General features: G+C 61.0%; 14 protein-coding genes. 9 read left to right on the top strand and 5 right to left on the bottom strand.

What is annotated here, in order from left to right; genetic code table 11:
* Window positions 1-2: 2 nt before the first annotated feature.
* Complete coding sequence (locus tag IVB13_RS32700; protein ID WP_231191009.1) at window positions 3-563, bottom strand: hypothetical protein; 561 nt, start codon at window positions 561-563, stop codon at window positions 3-5.
* Here IVB13_RS32700 and IVB13_RS32705 point away from each other — a divergent pair.
* From IVB13_RS32705 to IVB13_RS32715, 3 genes are read left to right on the top strand one after another with little or no spacing between them, the layout of a single operon-like run.
* Window positions 562-2,172 (top strand): hypothetical protein, encoded by a 1,611-nt coding sequence (locus tag IVB13_RS32705; RefSeq protein ID WP_240543156.1) that lies wholly within the window; start codon window positions 562-564, stop codon window positions 2,170-2,172. The two genes, IVB13_RS32700 and IVB13_RS32705, sit on opposite strands and share 2 nt — an antisense overlap.
* 57 nt (window positions 2,173-2,229) lie before the next feature.
* Complete coding sequence (locus tag IVB13_RS32710; protein ID WP_247362325.1) at window positions 2,230-4,008, top strand: caspase family protein; 1,779 nt, start codon at window positions 2,230-2,232, stop codon at window positions 4,006-4,008.
* 18 nt (window positions 4,009-4,026) lie between these two features.
* On the top strand, window positions 4,027-4,674 hold the full coding sequence (locus IVB13_RS32715) for a DUF4384 domain-containing protein (protein ID WP_247362327.1): 648 nt from the start codon (window positions 4,027-4,029) through the stop codon (window positions 4,672-4,674).
* Between the two features lie 18 nt (window positions 4,675-4,692).
* Here the strand turns inward: IVB13_RS32715 and IVB13_RS32720 are convergent, their stop codons facing one another.
* Together IVB13_RS32720 and IVB13_RS32725 are read right to left on the bottom strand one after the other, a co-directional pair.
* Window positions 4,693-5,679: a hypothetical protein gene (locus IVB13_RS32720; RefSeq protein WP_026233408.1), complete on the bottom strand. Its 987-nt coding sequence runs from the start codon at window positions 5,677-5,679 to the stop codon at window positions 4,693-4,695.
* A gap of 157 nt (window positions 5,680-5,836) precedes the next feature.
* Window positions 5,837-7,681, bottom strand: coding sequence for a caspase family protein (locus tag IVB13_RS32725; RefSeq protein ID WP_247368062.1), 1,845 nt, complete (start codon window positions 7,679-7,681; stop codon window positions 5,837-5,839).
* A 695-nt stretch (window positions 7,682-8,376) separates the two neighbouring features.
* Between IVB13_RS32725 and IVB13_RS32730 the strand changes: the two genes are divergently transcribed.
* The gene (locus IVB13_RS32730; protein WP_245329571.1) at window positions 8,377-8,949 is read left to right on the top strand and encodes a hypothetical protein; all 573 of its coding nucleotides are present in this window, start codon (window positions 8,377-8,379) and stop codon (window positions 8,947-8,949) included.
* 644 nt (window positions 8,950-9,593) lie between these two features.
* Window positions 9,594-10,553 (top strand): hypothetical protein, encoded by a 960-nt coding sequence (locus IVB13_RS32735; RefSeq protein WP_247491333.1) that lies wholly within the window; start codon window positions 9,594-9,596, stop codon window positions 10,551-10,553.
* A gap of 301 nt (window positions 10,554-10,854) precedes the next feature.
* Here the strand turns inward: IVB13_RS32735 and IVB13_RS32740 are convergent, their stop codons facing one another.
* Entirely contained in the window at window positions 10,855-11,061 is a 207-nt protein-coding gene (locus tag IVB13_RS32740; RefSeq protein ID WP_247335912.1) for a hypothetical protein, read from the bottom strand.
* Window positions 11,062-11,156: 95 nt separating this feature from the next.
* Window positions 11,157-12,020, bottom strand: coding sequence for a formate/nitrite transporter family protein (locus IVB13_RS32745; RefSeq protein ID WP_018457612.1), 864 nt, complete (start codon window positions 12,018-12,020; stop codon window positions 11,157-11,159).
* A gap of 195 nt (window positions 12,021-12,215) precedes the next feature.
* On the opposite strand from IVB13_RS32745, the gene IVB13_RS32750 reads away from it, so the two are divergent.
* Genes IVB13_RS32750 through IVB13_RS32765 form a run of 4 tightly spaced genes read left to right on the top strand, consistent with a single transcriptional unit; the run spans window position 12,216 to window position 14,434 of the window.
* The gene (locus tag IVB13_RS32750; protein ID WP_085357988.1) at window positions 12,216-12,668 is read left to right on the top strand and encodes a DUF2231 domain-containing protein; all 453 of its coding nucleotides are present in this window, start codon (window positions 12,216-12,218) and stop codon (window positions 12,666-12,668) included.
* The gene (locus IVB13_RS32755; protein WP_085351260.1) at window positions 12,665-13,999 is read left to right on the top strand and encodes a sorbosone dehydrogenase family protein; all 1,335 of its coding nucleotides are present in this window, start codon (window positions 12,665-12,667) and stop codon (window positions 13,997-13,999) included. Before IVB13_RS32750 ends, IVB13_RS32755 begins: the two co-directional genes overlap by 4 nt.
* A 22-nt stretch (window positions 14,000-14,021) precedes the next feature.
* A complete protein-coding gene (locus tag IVB13_RS32760) occupies window positions 14,022-14,225 on the top strand; it encodes a hypothetical protein (RefSeq protein WP_007611681.1) in 204 nt (67 codons plus the stop codon).
* Window positions 14,226-14,263: 38 nt separating this feature from the next.
* Window positions 14,264-14,434: a hypothetical protein gene (locus IVB13_RS32765; RefSeq protein WP_166520788.1), complete on the top strand. Its 171-nt coding sequence runs from the start codon at window positions 14,264-14,266 to the stop codon at window positions 14,432-14,434.
* The last annotated feature ends 30 nt before the right edge of the window (window positions 14,435-14,464 follow it).

Below are 14,464 nucleotides of genomic sequence, written 5' to 3' on the forward strand. Positions count from 1 at the left end.
GGTCAATCGATCGGTTGATAAAGATCGCCCCACTCGGGCTTCCAGACCCCGTCTGGATCGCACACCACGAGCGCGAGCTTGACGTCGTTAGCCAGCCGGATCGCGCCGCGAAAAGCATCCTGAGCCGGCAATTGCGCGCTGACCTGGTCGGTGGTCAGCCGCCCTTGGCTCGCGGCGGCAGGCAGCACGATCGCTCCGGAGGCACCGTCACTGTCGCGTTTCAGGAGCAGCGTGACCGCGTCGGGCTGGACTTCGTTCACTTGCTCAAATCTATTCCGGGCCATGGTTTTCCTCGGCAAGCTGAAGAAATTTCGGACTATCACCGTCCAGTGATAGAATTGAACGCGATTGAGATTGCTCACCACTAATTGACGCGCGGCATCAACGGCATCTCGGATTAGTCGATCCGACGCGGCGATCGGTTCGGGGTACATTGAGGCGAATATGCTTCGTCCAAAACATTGGATCTGGGTCTTCATCGTTAGCGCGGGCATTTTCGGAACCAAGGCGCACGCCGACGATACTGTCGTACGCAGCTTTACCGGCGGTTCGGCTGCTTCCATGGTCGGCATAGTCCCGGCCAGCGAGGACGTGGAACTCGCGGGACCGCAAGCACTCAGCGCCGACGGGCAGGGCAACCTGTTTTTGCTCGATCAGATCAACGGTCGCATCATCCAGTTTGACCCGAAACAGCCAAACTCCGATCCCGACGTCCTCAAGATGCCGAAAGACGTCCAGCCGACCGATCTCGTCGTCCATGACGACGACATAATGGTTTGGGACGGTGGCGTACGGACGCTGAAGGCGGCGCCGGGGCAATCCACGCGCGGACTCGGCGGTGACGTGATCCAGCTTGAGGAGGTCTCGAGCCGTGGAGCAGACGACCAGGTTGCCGTCTCCGCTTTCGCCCAGATGGGATCGCAGGCACCCGGCAGCGCGGCGGACCTGCTCGATCAGAACACCCGCGCGGCCATCATCAGGACGACCCGGCAGCCTGACCGGCAATACGTGGCTTCTCGAAGCAAGGGCTCGGTGATCGCCGACATCATTCCGGACAAGGGCAATGCCAGCGTCCGGGTCGAGATCCAGACCATGGTCACCAACGAAACCATCGGCCAACTCGGCCTGCGCGTGCGCAACCAGCTCGGCACGGTGGAGTTTCTCGAGATCGACAACAGCGACCGCTTCTACGTGCTGGCCGAGGACGTTCCGCCATCAGGAAAGAACGCCTCCACGTTCGTCGCACGCTATGCCGCGAACGGGCGTCTCGAGGGAATCTATGAGCTTCCTCTGGAAAATACGCCGCTGACCAGACGGTTCGTCACGGTGTCGGGCAGTGGCGATGTCTATTTCCTGCGAACCAAGCCGGACGGTATCGAAGTGATTGGCGTCGGGTTCCGACCTCTGACCAATGCCTCGATTATCGACGTGCGGCCGTCGCGAACGACGACGGCGCCGGCACCACAATCCGGCGTCAAATTTGACGCTTCGGCCGCCGTGAGGCCGTCCAATCGCCAGCAGGCGATCGAGACCGCGTTTGCGTTCGAGGGTATCCAGTGGAAGCTGACGCAGGCGAACTACGGCAACGATCCCGACAGCCAATGCAGCGGCTTCAGCCGTGTTCGTCGGCCGTGGTATCTGCAGGGAAAAGTGAACCAGGAGGTGCGCGGCGTACCGTATTGCTGGGGCTGCCACGGTTCGCTCGCGAACTTCCGGCAGCGGATCGAGAGCGGAACGCTGGCTGGCAATGTGTGCACCCGCAATGCGCCACGGCCCGATGTGGCGGGCGTCGACTGTTCGGCATTCGTCAGCGCCGCGTGGGGGCTCTCCGTCCACTATACGACTGCAGCTATCCCCGCGATCGCTGCGCCCGTGGCAAATCCTTGGGACCTGAGGCCCGGCGATGCGCTGAACAAGCCAGGCTCGCATGTGATGCTGTTCCTGCGGTTCACGCCTGATCGCAAGGCCGAGGTGATGGAATCCTCGACCGGTGGCTGCAACGGCCGCGTCTGTCGCAACGTCTATCCATTGGCGAGCTTGCTCGCGCGCGGCTATGTTCCGGTCCGCTTTCGAGCGTTCGCGGATGATCAGACGACGGTTTCAGCGGGCGCCTATCAGGAGCAGACTGAACAACCGCCGGCGGGCCGCAAAACGGCAGGCAAAAGGCGCTGAACCCAGTGTGTCGCCAGAGCTACAAAATGGGTAGGCATGATGTCGAGGTGGATCACGATGCGGATGCCCAGAGGACTTGACTGCGGGATCGGGCGGCTGTGCGCCACCATCGGGCTCGCCGCGTTGATCGGACTGACAATCCCGCGGGCGCATGCGGCAGGAGATTTGTCGCTCAGCAATCCAGATGGGGCGGCGGTGCGTGCGCTCGTGATCGGGATCGACGACTACCAGCACGTGCGCAAATTGAAGGGTGCGGTCGCTGACGCTACGGACATCGTGACCAGCCTTAAATCCATGGGGGTTGGCGACGTCGTCGAACTGACTAACGCGCAGGCCGACAGGGCAGGCGTCCTGCGCGAGATCAGTGCACTGGTGGAGCGGACCAAGAACAACGACCTCATCTTTCTGTCGATCGCCGGCCATGGCACCCAGGAGCCGGAGCGCGTCAAGGGCGCGGAGCCGGACGGGATGGAGAACGTGTTCCTGCTGCCAGGCTTTGAAACCACGCCAACCGGGTCCGTTGAGCGGGTTCTGGGCAGCGAGTTCAACCATTTCATACGGCAGTTCGAGCTGCGCGGAGCGAGGGTGATCTTCGTGGCTGACACCTGCCACGGTGGCGGTATGGTGCGCGACATCGATCCGCGTGCCGCTGAGATGAGCTTCCGGCAGGTCCCGCGCTACACGTTGCTGGTCGACGAACTGAAGCCGGTGTCGGACAGCAACGATCCGAAGTCTGAACTTGACCTTGACCACACGGCGTTTCTGGCCGCGGTGGACCGCTACACCAAAGCGCCGGAAGTCCGCATCCCTGGCATCGATGGCCTACGCGGGGCTCTCAGCTATGCGGTCGCGCGTGCGGTGGAAGGTAGCGCGGACATCAATCACGATGGGAAGGTGACGCTTAAGGAGCTTTTCAGCAACGTTCGGCAGGTGGTCTATCAGCTCTCGGACCAGCGCCAGAATATCGTGACTGTATCATCGCCAGCTCAGACGCCGGATACCGACGTCGCCTTCGGATTGACGCGCGGTGTCGTGCTGATTCAGGGGCCGGCCGCGAGAGCGGCCTCGGGTCAGGCCGGAGCCGGGGTGCCCGTCGATGGACAGGCGCCCGCACCGCCGGCTGTCACGGCCAAGGCTCCAACCATTCCGACCCTTGCGGGGGCGGCCAAGGAACTTCCGATCGCCGGCGCGCCGGGGCCTCTACGCCTCGTTGCACCAATCCGGCTGGCGGCGCTGGACGGCAAGACTAGCTATTTTGTAAGCGTGAAGCCAAAAGATGTTTCCGTGCAGGCTGTTCAACCGACGGACAATCCCGACCTGATATGGGATCCTGTGTCGCACGACGTGATCGCTTGGGGTGATGTGGTCGCCTACGGGATGGACGTTGCCAGCCTGCCGACGGTGATTGATAGGACTGCGGCAATTCGTGAACTCAAGCGCATTGCGACACGGTCGCCGCAGGTGATGCGTATTTGGCCAGACGATCGCCAACAACGTGCTGGCCAGACCATCGAAGTTGACCTATCTGATGTGGCATCAAGGGCGGTGCTGCTGTTCAATGTGTCCGGCGACGGCACCATCCAATTGTTGTATCCGGTGGGTGCTGATGCGGCGTTGGCCAGATCGGCGAGTTTGCGCCTACCGCTCAGGGTCGGCGAGCCGTTCGGTGCGGAACAGATCGTTGCGGTGACTTCGCAGCAACGCATGGTCGAGCTTGAGACAGCCCTAGTACAGTTCAACCGGCGTCGCGCCTCGGGGCAGGTGATCAAGAGTCTCGAGCGTTACTTGCCCGCGGACGCGCGAATCGCCTCGATCGGCTTCTTCAGTGCTCCCTGACTCTTAGGGGAGCACGCCATGCCGTCATCGCAGTCGATCCGCCGCCAGCGAGCATGGTTCGCATTCCTGCTGCTACAGGCGGGCAGCGGACCTGCGTCCGCAGCACCGTTGCCGACGGGGGCGTTGCATATCGGCACGACGTACGTACCTTGGCTTTGGCCCGCACAAGCGGTGCGCAGGCAGACCAATACCGCGAGTGTGTCCCTTCAGATCCTGCCGAGTCAGACCGTCAACGTCGGCGCCAAGGTCTCGTTCGGCGTCACCGCCAGGAGGCCTGGATATCTCATTCTGGTTGACGTCGACTCGGAAGGGCGGATGTCCCAGATCTTTCCGACCCCCGAGCTATTGGCGCAGTCGAACGAACGCGACATTAATCTCGTCAAGCCGGGTGTCGAATTTGTCGTCCCTGCTCCGGCGGCGCGGCAGCGTGGTTTTGAATATGTCGTCGCACCGCCGACGGGGTCCGCAGTGATGATCGCCATCCTGAGCGAGCTGCGCGTGCAATTGCTCGATTTGCCGGACATGCCTCGCAAGCTGGAAGGTCAGGCGGACGCGTTGAGCTATCTATCGGCCTGGACCAGTGAGCTGCGCGTGCCGGACAACAGCAGCGGAAAGCTTGTGACGAACAATTGGTCGTTCGACGTCAAATCCTATTCCATCAAGTGAGTCCTGTGAGGCTTGGGGCTATAGCTTGCTCAGTCGGCTGAAGAAGCCACCGCGGGCGATCATGTAATGAATGTCCTTTGGAAAGGGAAAAGCACTGCGAATGTTGGAAATCGCGTGCTGGAGGAATTCCCCGTCCAGCGGCGCAGGCTTATGCCGCGGTTGGTCCGCGACCTGCGGTATCATGAAGCGATCCACGAAAGCCGCGTCAAGATCGTTGACCCTGACCATCTGTCCAAATGCCGGGAACAGGTCGTAATGACCCAAGCTTACGTTGAGATTCTTGAGGGCAGGGCGCTGAGGCTGGGTTTGATTGCCATCGGCCGTCGCCAGCCCGCGCCCGATCAGGTCCAGCTTCACCGATTGCGGGAGAGTTGACGGACCATACACGATCTCGAGGGCGTGGCCGCTCTGCCCAGATAGCCACTGGTACCAAAAGGTCGCATCGTCGGGCCGCGCATTGGCACCGTAAAGGCAATCAAATCCCCAACAAGCCGTCAGCTTCCCCTGATACTTTCCGAGGCTCCCGACGAGATTGCGCATGCCGTTACCACCGCCGGAGTGGCATGCGATGATGAGCTTGCCGATCTGGAGCTGAGGAATGGACGTCGAGGAGATACCCAGGAACCTGGCCAGAGCTCCAAGGATCTCCTCGAGATAGCGTTCACCCCAGTTCGCGGTGGCCAGGTCGGACACGCTGTAGTTTCCGGCAAAGGTGTTGCCCACAGCATATTCGTAGCCCAGGAAGGGCGCGATGAGCACCACGTCCTTGCCGGAATCCCGGACCTGTTCGCGCAGCCGCGCTGGATCGTTGTGGAAAAGGAATTCATGGTTTTTGACGTAGAAGCCGTGAAGCCAGATCACGACATCGAACTTGGTGGCGGCTGTTGGGTGCTTTGGCGGAAGATAAACCGCCGTTGGTTTCATGCCGGGCGCCTGCCGCTTCGTGAAGAGCGTCACCCCAGGAAAGGCGTTGGCGTCCTTTTGCTCAAGCTCACACGCAACCACGCAGGTCGCTCCGATTCGGCCACATCAGGCTTGGGACTCTGACGTTAGCTCGGCCACTTGCCATGCTTGCGATCCTAAATCCACCGGGCCTGATGGCTCCGACGCGCCGTGACAACTCGGCGCCGTGCCAGCGCGCAGTTGTGTAGGAGCGGTGAGGCTAATGGCATACCTCGACATTGGCCTCGTTGCCTGGCCCGCCACCGCCGCGATATTCGAGATGGCAGCCGCGCTGGACCGGACGGCAGCTGCTGGCGTTGCATATGATCTGAGGACTGACCGTCGCATGGCCCACCGCAGCGCCATAGCCGCCTGCGCTCGCCTGCGCCCGCTGACGCAATGGCCGATCCTGCCGCTGACTGTCATTGCTCTTGGCGGCATTGGCGGGCCTGGCGCGCTGTTTCTCGCATTCATTGTCGTCGTTGAGGAACGAGCCCCTTGCACAGGAGATTCTGCTGCAGTGGTCGCCGTCAGCCTTGTAGCCATGATCACAGATCAGGGGACAGACGCGGGACGGCTTGAGCTTGATTGCGTCAAGCGCGTCGAGACTTGCGAGCTTGGCGTCAAATTTGGTTCCGGCGTGCTGGTTGAAGAGAGCCAAGGAGCGCTGGGAGGCCGCATTCCATCGGCCATCTACGCTACCGGTGAAGCAGCCGACGCGGTTCAATTCGCTTTGTACGGATTTGGTGATATCGGCTTTTGCGATATCGGTCTGGCGCGGCTCGGCGCTGAGTGCGGCAAGCTTTGGCGGCGTATTGTCGTCAGCCAGCGCAGCGACTGTAGGATTGTCCGCGAAGGCACTCCCAACAGCCGGCTTATTCCCGGAGAGAGCCGCAACGATTGTAGATTCGGACGCAATTCGTTTCCGTTCTGCCTCGGTGGCCTGCTCCTGCGCGGCCTGTTTCGCCTTCTCGGCGGCAATTCGGGCGTCTTCCGCAGCCTTCAGATCCGCGGCCGCCTTCTCTTGGTCGGCACGCTGGGCGCCCTGCGACATCAGCCGAGTTTTCTGCTGTTCCGCCTGCTGCGCCTTCGCTGTTGCCGCGACGCGTGCGTCCTCAGCATCGAGCTGATTAAGCTGCAGCTTGGCAAGATTTGCGTAGTATCCGTCCGGATGCTGGTTCAGGAACGCGTCCAGAGCGGGCTTGTTGCGTAGTTGCAAGGCCAATTCGTAATCACGACGAATTTCTGCCTGGGGGTTGGCTGCTTGCACCGGCTCATCAGCCTTGGCAGCGGGAACAAGTGCAACGTCTTCGCCGCCCAGCGAGCCGTAGACATAGGGCTCCTGTCGGTTGCCGGTGGCTTGCAAGACATCATCGCGGACGAAGCCGAAGGCCCTACGCAAGTCGAGCCCCGGCTTTGCGATGTACTTTACGAGAGCCGTCGCATACGGACTATTCTTGCTGTTGCCATCGAGTGCGGTTAGTCCGGCTTTCGCGGCAAACGCGATCAGCGTGTTGGAGACGGCGGGTTCGACCCTGGCCAGCCCGCGGCTGATTGATCGAGAGGCAACTGTACGCTTCATCGAATCGGCAAACGGATTGTTGCGGCACGCGTCGACGATCACCACGCGCAACTGTCTCGCAGGCTCGATTGCCAGCAGGACGCGGTCGAGTGAGAATGCTTCGTCATAAATATCAGTGTCACGTTCGAGTCTGGCGTCGGTCGGGATCAGATAGTTTGTCCCGTCGATCTCGATGCCGTGGCCAGCATAGTACACCAGGGCTATGTCCGCATTGCGCGCCTGATCGGCGAATTCTCTCAGGGCCCGCCGCATATCGGTCGCGGCGAGGTTGAGCCTTGAGTCAACCACATCGAAACCTGCGCCCTTCAAGGTTTCAGTGATGGCGGCAGCGTCGTTGGCCGGGTTTGGGAGCAGAGGGGCATTCTGATAGTTGGCATTGCCAACCACCAAAGCCACGCGCTTTGTCGCCCAGGCTGGCTGGGCTGCCAGTAACAGCGAAGCGGCAAGAAGAAGCAAAACTCGAAGGTGCCTGTATAACCTCATGGCGAACACCCAACCTATGCTCATCGAATGATAACGTCGCGAAGATGGCCGCGTAAGGCATGATTACTGAATTCACACGCCACTGGCCGCTGGCCTATCTCCGTACAGTACCAGTTTCGAGCCCGATCCATTCCTATGTGTTGTCTGGCACTGCGCTCGCGTTCAAACGGCACGGAAGAAATCGCGGGCCGGCGCTGTGTGCCGTTTCATGTGGATGATGGGCACCCGCCAGTATCGATGTCTCGCGCTGGCGAATTAAGCTTTTGAAATTATAGGATTATTGCACTTAAGGCGTGTTCGCGGCAGCGCAGCAGAGCCTCTGGCTTGGTTCAAACGAAGATTCCGCGGTCGGCAGATCGAGGGGACGTGAAGTCCAGGACGCCGGCTTGCGGGTCAATCTCTCGATTACAGCTTGCGCGGAGGTCAGGAGCCCGTCAGTTCGGCTTTCCATGTTCCCCGGTGCTCGATCTTCAGGTTCCTGCCGGACGCTCGCCCCGGAAACTGCTCCTTCGCAATGCGGGAACCAGTCTCCGAGTCGCGAAGGCGGGCCTTTGGTCTACCAGTCGATCGCGTCGGTGGCCGCTACCGGAAGTCGTCAGTGCGCAAGTCGCCAGCCGACTTAATCAGAAAGCCCTGAATATAAGCCGCTCTATTTCGAACGATAGCGTACGGAGATACAATCGCAATTCCGAACTTTGGAGAAGTTGATGCCCATTCCGTTGAGGATTTACATCACGCCATTTGCCGAGAGAGGGAGCGTTGAGCCCGGGCAATGGAGCAGCGAGACAGCCAAGAAGGCGCTCGACGTGGTCAATACGATCTGGTCAAAGGCCAAGATCGCGTTCGTGATCAGCGATTGCTTGATGGAGAAGCCGCTCGACATGGCAAAGAGCGCGCGCAGCAATGACCAGCGATTGCTGGGTGTTCTTGCCTCTCGGCACGATCCGGACAATGCCGTCCACATCTACCTCGTCAATTCGATTGAAAATCTGGCCGCCGGTGGAAGCTCATACCCCAATAGCCAACCGGAGCCGGCAAGCTTCGTCCAATGGTATGGCAATGACCACGCCAATGGACGCGCCTGGGCTCACGAGCTCGGCCATCTAATGAGCCTCGATCACGTCGAGATCGACTATTCCAATGAGAAGCAGGCGGCGCGGCGTGTCAAGAACCTCATGACGATAGGATTGAGCGTCGGTTCTGACCTGACGGGCCAGCAGATTGATGCAGCCAAGGGTTCAAAGCTGGTCAAGCGATTTGGCGGATAAGTCCGTGGCCGGCCGCAGAATTTGTCAGCTCCGTCGTTCTGCACGTTGCGCGCCTTCGTTCCTATTCGCGAGATCCTCGTCGCTCCAATCCAGGCGTTCGGCGCAAGAGTCCATGATTGCGATCACGCTGGTAACCACTTCTCCCGCTTTGGGAAAAGCCATCCGCAATTAATATGCAAATGACCCCAACGATGAGATCACCAACGACCATGTCAAGTGCTTCCGGGATATTGCAGCTGCGCCAGACGACGCTTACCGTTTCGCTCTATTTTTGATGGGCGATCAGGCAGACGCAGAACAAGCCGGCAAACGTACTATCCAGATGCACTGCCGATTTAACGTGGTTGGGTAGCGGCCCTCCAAGTCTAGGGCGATCGCGCAAAGTCGTCGTGCTGTACGAATTCCAGGGCCCGTCCTATCGCGACTCTCTTATATCGTAGCTGCTCCGATCGCGACAGTGATGTCGCGTATTGCACAAGCGCATACTCCTTCGGTGCCAGATCGAAATGGGAGCAAGATCACAACCTTCGTTGCAGCTGTCGATTTGAACTTCTCTTTTCCTGCCTGCACTAAAACAAGGTGGTCCTGCGGCCGTCCGGACGATCACCGACGAGTTCCTATTTGTCGATTGCAGGTCGAAGAGAATGTTCCACAAAACCGGTCCGGGCAAGGTTGACGTCGATCTGGATTTTTCGGGAGTGGGGGTTTTGCACGCGCGGCTTTGGAATTTCGATTTCGATGACTTTGCCGGCTACCAGTTTCGGGGCTTGAAGACAGAGCACTTCGAATTTCTCAAGAGCAAGGTGGTTCCCCTGGTGGAGCACGACGCTGGTCAGATCTGGATGACGGGATCCGCGAGCCGGATCGGTACGGCTGATTGGAATATGACGACATCAGCCAACCGCGTCATTACGGTCGCGCGGTCTCTGTCAGAGATGGGCATCCGCCCGGAGCAAATGCAGACGCACGCCATCGGCAATACGCAGACGGCAAATCACAGGCTGGACGAAGACAACGATAGATCAGTGGTCCTTTGGGTTCTGCCTAAGGTCTATTTCGAACCGATCATAAAGCCAGACTTGCCCCGACCCGTTCCGCCGAAGCCAAAGGTCAGTCGAAATTTCAAGATAGCCATGCTGCTTGAGGTCGACGGTTCGATCTCGTTTGCAGCGAGAGCGGCCATCAAGCGCATCGTCAAGGGCAGGGCCGGAGCCGGGATTGCGTTTGCCAGCGCGTTGTTCTCCATATGGGACACGGAAAACAATTTGAAGTGCACCTACGTCTATGCGGCGGTCGGCCTAGGCTTCGGCTTGACCCTTCGGAAGACCGGCGGCAGATCGGGGACTCTGCATGGCCCCTGGAATTCGTTTACGACCGAAAAGCCCATCTCCTGTTCGCAGTTCGGCAAGTCAATGCGCTTTACGACTATCGGGATAGGGGACTTAAGCAAGAACTGGATCTTGCTGGAAACGCCCAGAGGAGTGAAGGACGTCTACTTGAGCATCAGCACGGGCACGACCATCGGCGGCGGCGCGTCGACCTACCCAGCCCATTTGAGCGCTTTCGTCCCGCTAGAGCGACCGAAGCCGTTTGGCGGGCCTTGAGTGAATCGGCTCATCATAATCTTTAGCCGGCGTCGGCGAGGGGAGCTCCGGGTTGACCCGCCGTGGTGATCTTAATGGGTCAAAAAACGCCGAAAATGTCAGAATAGCCTTTGAAGACACTACAGTATTTCGAGACTTCCAAGCTGAATACGAGGGTTCGATTCCCTTCACCCGCTCCATCCCAACAATTGATGCATCTTGATTGACCGACTTTGACCGTCAAGTCGGTCCCGGTGACGGCTGGAGCTTGGAGCGGGCGGCTTTGCGATAACCGGGTGCGTTTCGGGTCGGCAGAGCGGCTCTATTCCTGTTTGCCGTCCTTCTCCTCGCGCTGCTTCCGGGCACGATCGACTGCGCCGCCCTGGGGCTGCCCGCTGACCTTCACGCCGGGGAGATGATCGACCTTGTTGTTGGCGGTATCTTCGGCACGCTGCAATTCACGATCGATGATGTCGCGTGATCCTTCGGCCGGGTCCTTGTCGAATGGGCTCTTGGTATCGGTGCTCATGATTGATCCTGCTCGTCGGCGCGCGTTGATTTGCCGAGGCAAGCTCGGCTCGGGCCCATCGTTCCTGTCGAGGCGGCAGCTTTTGTGCAGGCTCTTTACTCCCTGTGGTCGTCGATTTCGGGGGCGACCTGTCCGTAGTTCAGCAGGGCCACGAGGGTCGTTCCGCCCAGAATATTGCCGAGGAGTGTCGGTACGAAGAAGTCCGAGGCATATTGCGAGAGCGACGCCAGGCCGCTCTGCACCAGGAAGGCGCACTCGACCGAGCCCGCGATGATGTGCGCGAACTGGCCGAGCGCGACCACATAGGTCATCACGACGACGAGGTGCGGGCGCGATCCCTTCACGGCAGGCAGTAGCCACGCCATCAAGGCGATCAGCCAGCCGGCAAAGATCGCCCGGACAAGGGTCGTCGCGAACGTACCCTCGATGGTGTGGCGGCTGAGATCGACGAAGGCGCCCACGATGCGGGGTTCGAAGATGCTGGTGTGCGCGAGCACGGATCCAACGGCCCAGGTTCCTGCGATGTTGGAGGCGAGGACCAGGCCCCAAAGCTTGATCACGCTCCCAAGCGTGCCGAGATCCCTGTTGTGCAACAGCGGCAGCATCGGCGTCAGGGTGTTCTCGGTGAAGAGCTGCTGCCGTCCCAGCACCACGACCAGGAAACCGACCGTGTAGCCGAGCGGAGCCACCAGCCGTCGGGTGGCCTCGTCGGAAATCAGCGCGTGAAACTCGCCCTGGACAATCAGGGACAATCCCATCGAAAGGCCGGCGGCGAGGCCGGACAGCACGATGGCCCACCATCGCCGTTCCAGTTCCTGCTCACCCTCGGCGCGGATTGTCTCATGGATCAGCGCTGCGCTAGGCCGGCTCTGGGATTCGATCTGTTTCGTCTGGCGCCGCGAGACGCCGTCGAGCTTTGAGGCTGGATTGAAGGAGGCGCCGTCGCCAGGCTGGTCCACTCCGCGGTCTCCTGAAGGGCAGGTTCATCTCAATGCCGGGATCAAGGCTCGGAGCGGCAAGGGGTTCCTGGTAAGTGCTCGCACGCCGCAGCATTGTTGAGGCACAGCGGCGGCGCCGTGGTCGACCATCAGGAACCTTCGTGGAAAGCGGGTGTTTTCTACCGGGGCGGGTGGCGATCTGACAAGAGGCCAACCGTGCAAGACAATTTGCGTGTGCGCTCAACCGCGCAGATCGCGGGCCATCCGATTCATCCGATGCTGGTGCCGATACCGATCGCTTGTTTCATCGGAGCGCTGTTGACCGATATCGCCTATGTCGTCAGTGCCGAGATCATGTGGGCGGATTTTTCCGCCTGGCTTCTGGTCGTCGGCGTCATCTTCGGCGTACTGGCGGCGATCGCGGGCCTGACCGATTTTCTCGGCAACCGTCTGGTGCGGGCGCAACCGCCGGCCTGGCCGCATCTGATCGGCAACGCGGTGGCGTTGGTCCTGGCGATCGTCAATGCGTTGATCCATACGCGCGATGCCTGGACCTCGGTGTGGCCGACCGGGCTCATTCTTTCAGCCATCACCGTATTGATCCTGCCGGTCACCGGCTGGCTCGGCTGGGCGATGGTGTATCGCCACGGTGTAGGAGTTGCGCGATGAACTCCGCAATCGTTCGGGTGCTGTTGTGTGCCTCGCTGCTGTGTCTCGCCGGCTGCAATGACGGCAGTGGCGATCCGAAGGCGCAAACCGGCGCCAACCCGACGCTGCCCGACATCCAGCAATACCTGCTGCCGCCGATGCACATCGCCCGTATCGTCGGCTGGAAAAAGGACGAGACCCCGGCCGTCGCGCAGGGCTTGCAGGCCAAGGCCTTCGCGACCGGCTTGCAGCACCCCCGATTCCTCTACGTGCTGCCCAACGGCGACGTGCTGGTGGTGGAATCCAAGGCGCCGAAGGGCGCTCCGATCAAGCGGCCCAAGGAAATCGTGATGGGATACATCGAGTCCTGGGCGACATCAGGCGGCGACACCGGCGCGAGCAACCGCATCACGCTGCTGCGCGACAGCAACGGCGACGGCGTGCCGGACGTGCAGAGCGTCTTCCTCGACCATCTCAACTCGCCGTTCGGCGTCGCGCTGGTCGGCAACGATCTCTATGTCGCCAACACCGATGCGATCGTCAGATATCCCTACACGGAGGGTGATACGAAGATCACCGCGCCGGGCACGGTGCTGACGCCGCTGCCGGGCGGACCGATCGATCATCACTGGACCAAGAGCCTGGTCGCGAGCCCCGACGGTTCAAAGCTTTATGCCGGCGTCGGCTCCAACAGCAACATCACCGAGAACGGCATGGAGGCCGAGCACAATCGCGCCGCGATCCTCGAGATCGACCGTGCCAGCGGCCGCTGGCGCATCTTCGCGAGCGGCTTGCGCAATCCGAACGGCCTCAGCTTCGAGCCGCAGACCGGGACGCTGTGGACGGTGGTGAACGAGCGCGACGAACTCGGTCCCGATCTCGTGCCGGACTACATGACGTCGGTGAGGGACGGCGGCTTCTATGGCTGGCCCTACAGCTATTACGGCCAGCACGTCGATCCTCGCGTCAAGCCGGAGCGTCCTGATCTCGTCGCCAAGGCGATCGTGCCTGACTATGCGCTGAGCTCGCATGTCGCGCCGCTCGGCATGGCCTTCAACACGAGCGCGAGTTTGCCGGCGGCCTATCGCGGCGGCGCCTTCGTCGGCGAGCACGGCAGTTGGAACAGGCAGGTCTTGAACGGCTACAGGGTGGTGTTCGTGCCGTTCACGGATGGCAGGCCGAGCGGCCCGCCGCAGGACGTCGTCACCGGCTTCCTCAACAGCGACAACCAGGCGCGCGGGCGGCCCGTCGGCGTCGCCATCGACAAGACCGGCGCGCTGCTGGTCGCCGATGACAGCGGCAACACGGTGTGGCGGGTGACGGCGGCGCACCCGCAGCTCACGCAGCGATAGATAGATCTCGAGGAGTTACACCATGGGCCTTGCTCAATACACGATCGTGCCGGTGCAGGACGAATGGGGCGTGCTGCACGACGGCGACGTCAAGAACAGATACTCCACCAAGGAAGCGGCCTTCGAATCGGCGGTGGCTGCCGCCTCGCTGGCGCTTCGCGAGGGACACGAAGTCCATGTCAGCGTGCCCGGCCGCGAAGCCGGCGAGAACGCGCTGGGAATTTGATGGGACACTCCGAGCAGAACACACTTCAGGAGGCTGCGATGACCAAGCCCCGTGAACCGAACGGCATTGAACCCTCCCGCTCTGAAGACGACATTCAGCGAGACCAGCTCGGGCCGCGCGGCGTGCCGGGTGCGCCGGATCCGGCCAAGATGACACCCCAACGCGACAAGAAAACGCCGAAGCACGTCGATCCCGGTCACACGGCCTGACGGCTGCCCCGCGGCTTTTCTGTTCGGCCG

Origin of the sequence: Bradyrhizobium sp. 17, assembly GCF_023073515.1 — a bacterium.
In the GTDB taxonomy this organism is placed as follows: Bacteria; Pseudomonadota; Alphaproteobacteria; order Rhizobiales; family Xanthobacteraceae; genus Bradyrhizobium; species Bradyrhizobium canariense_D.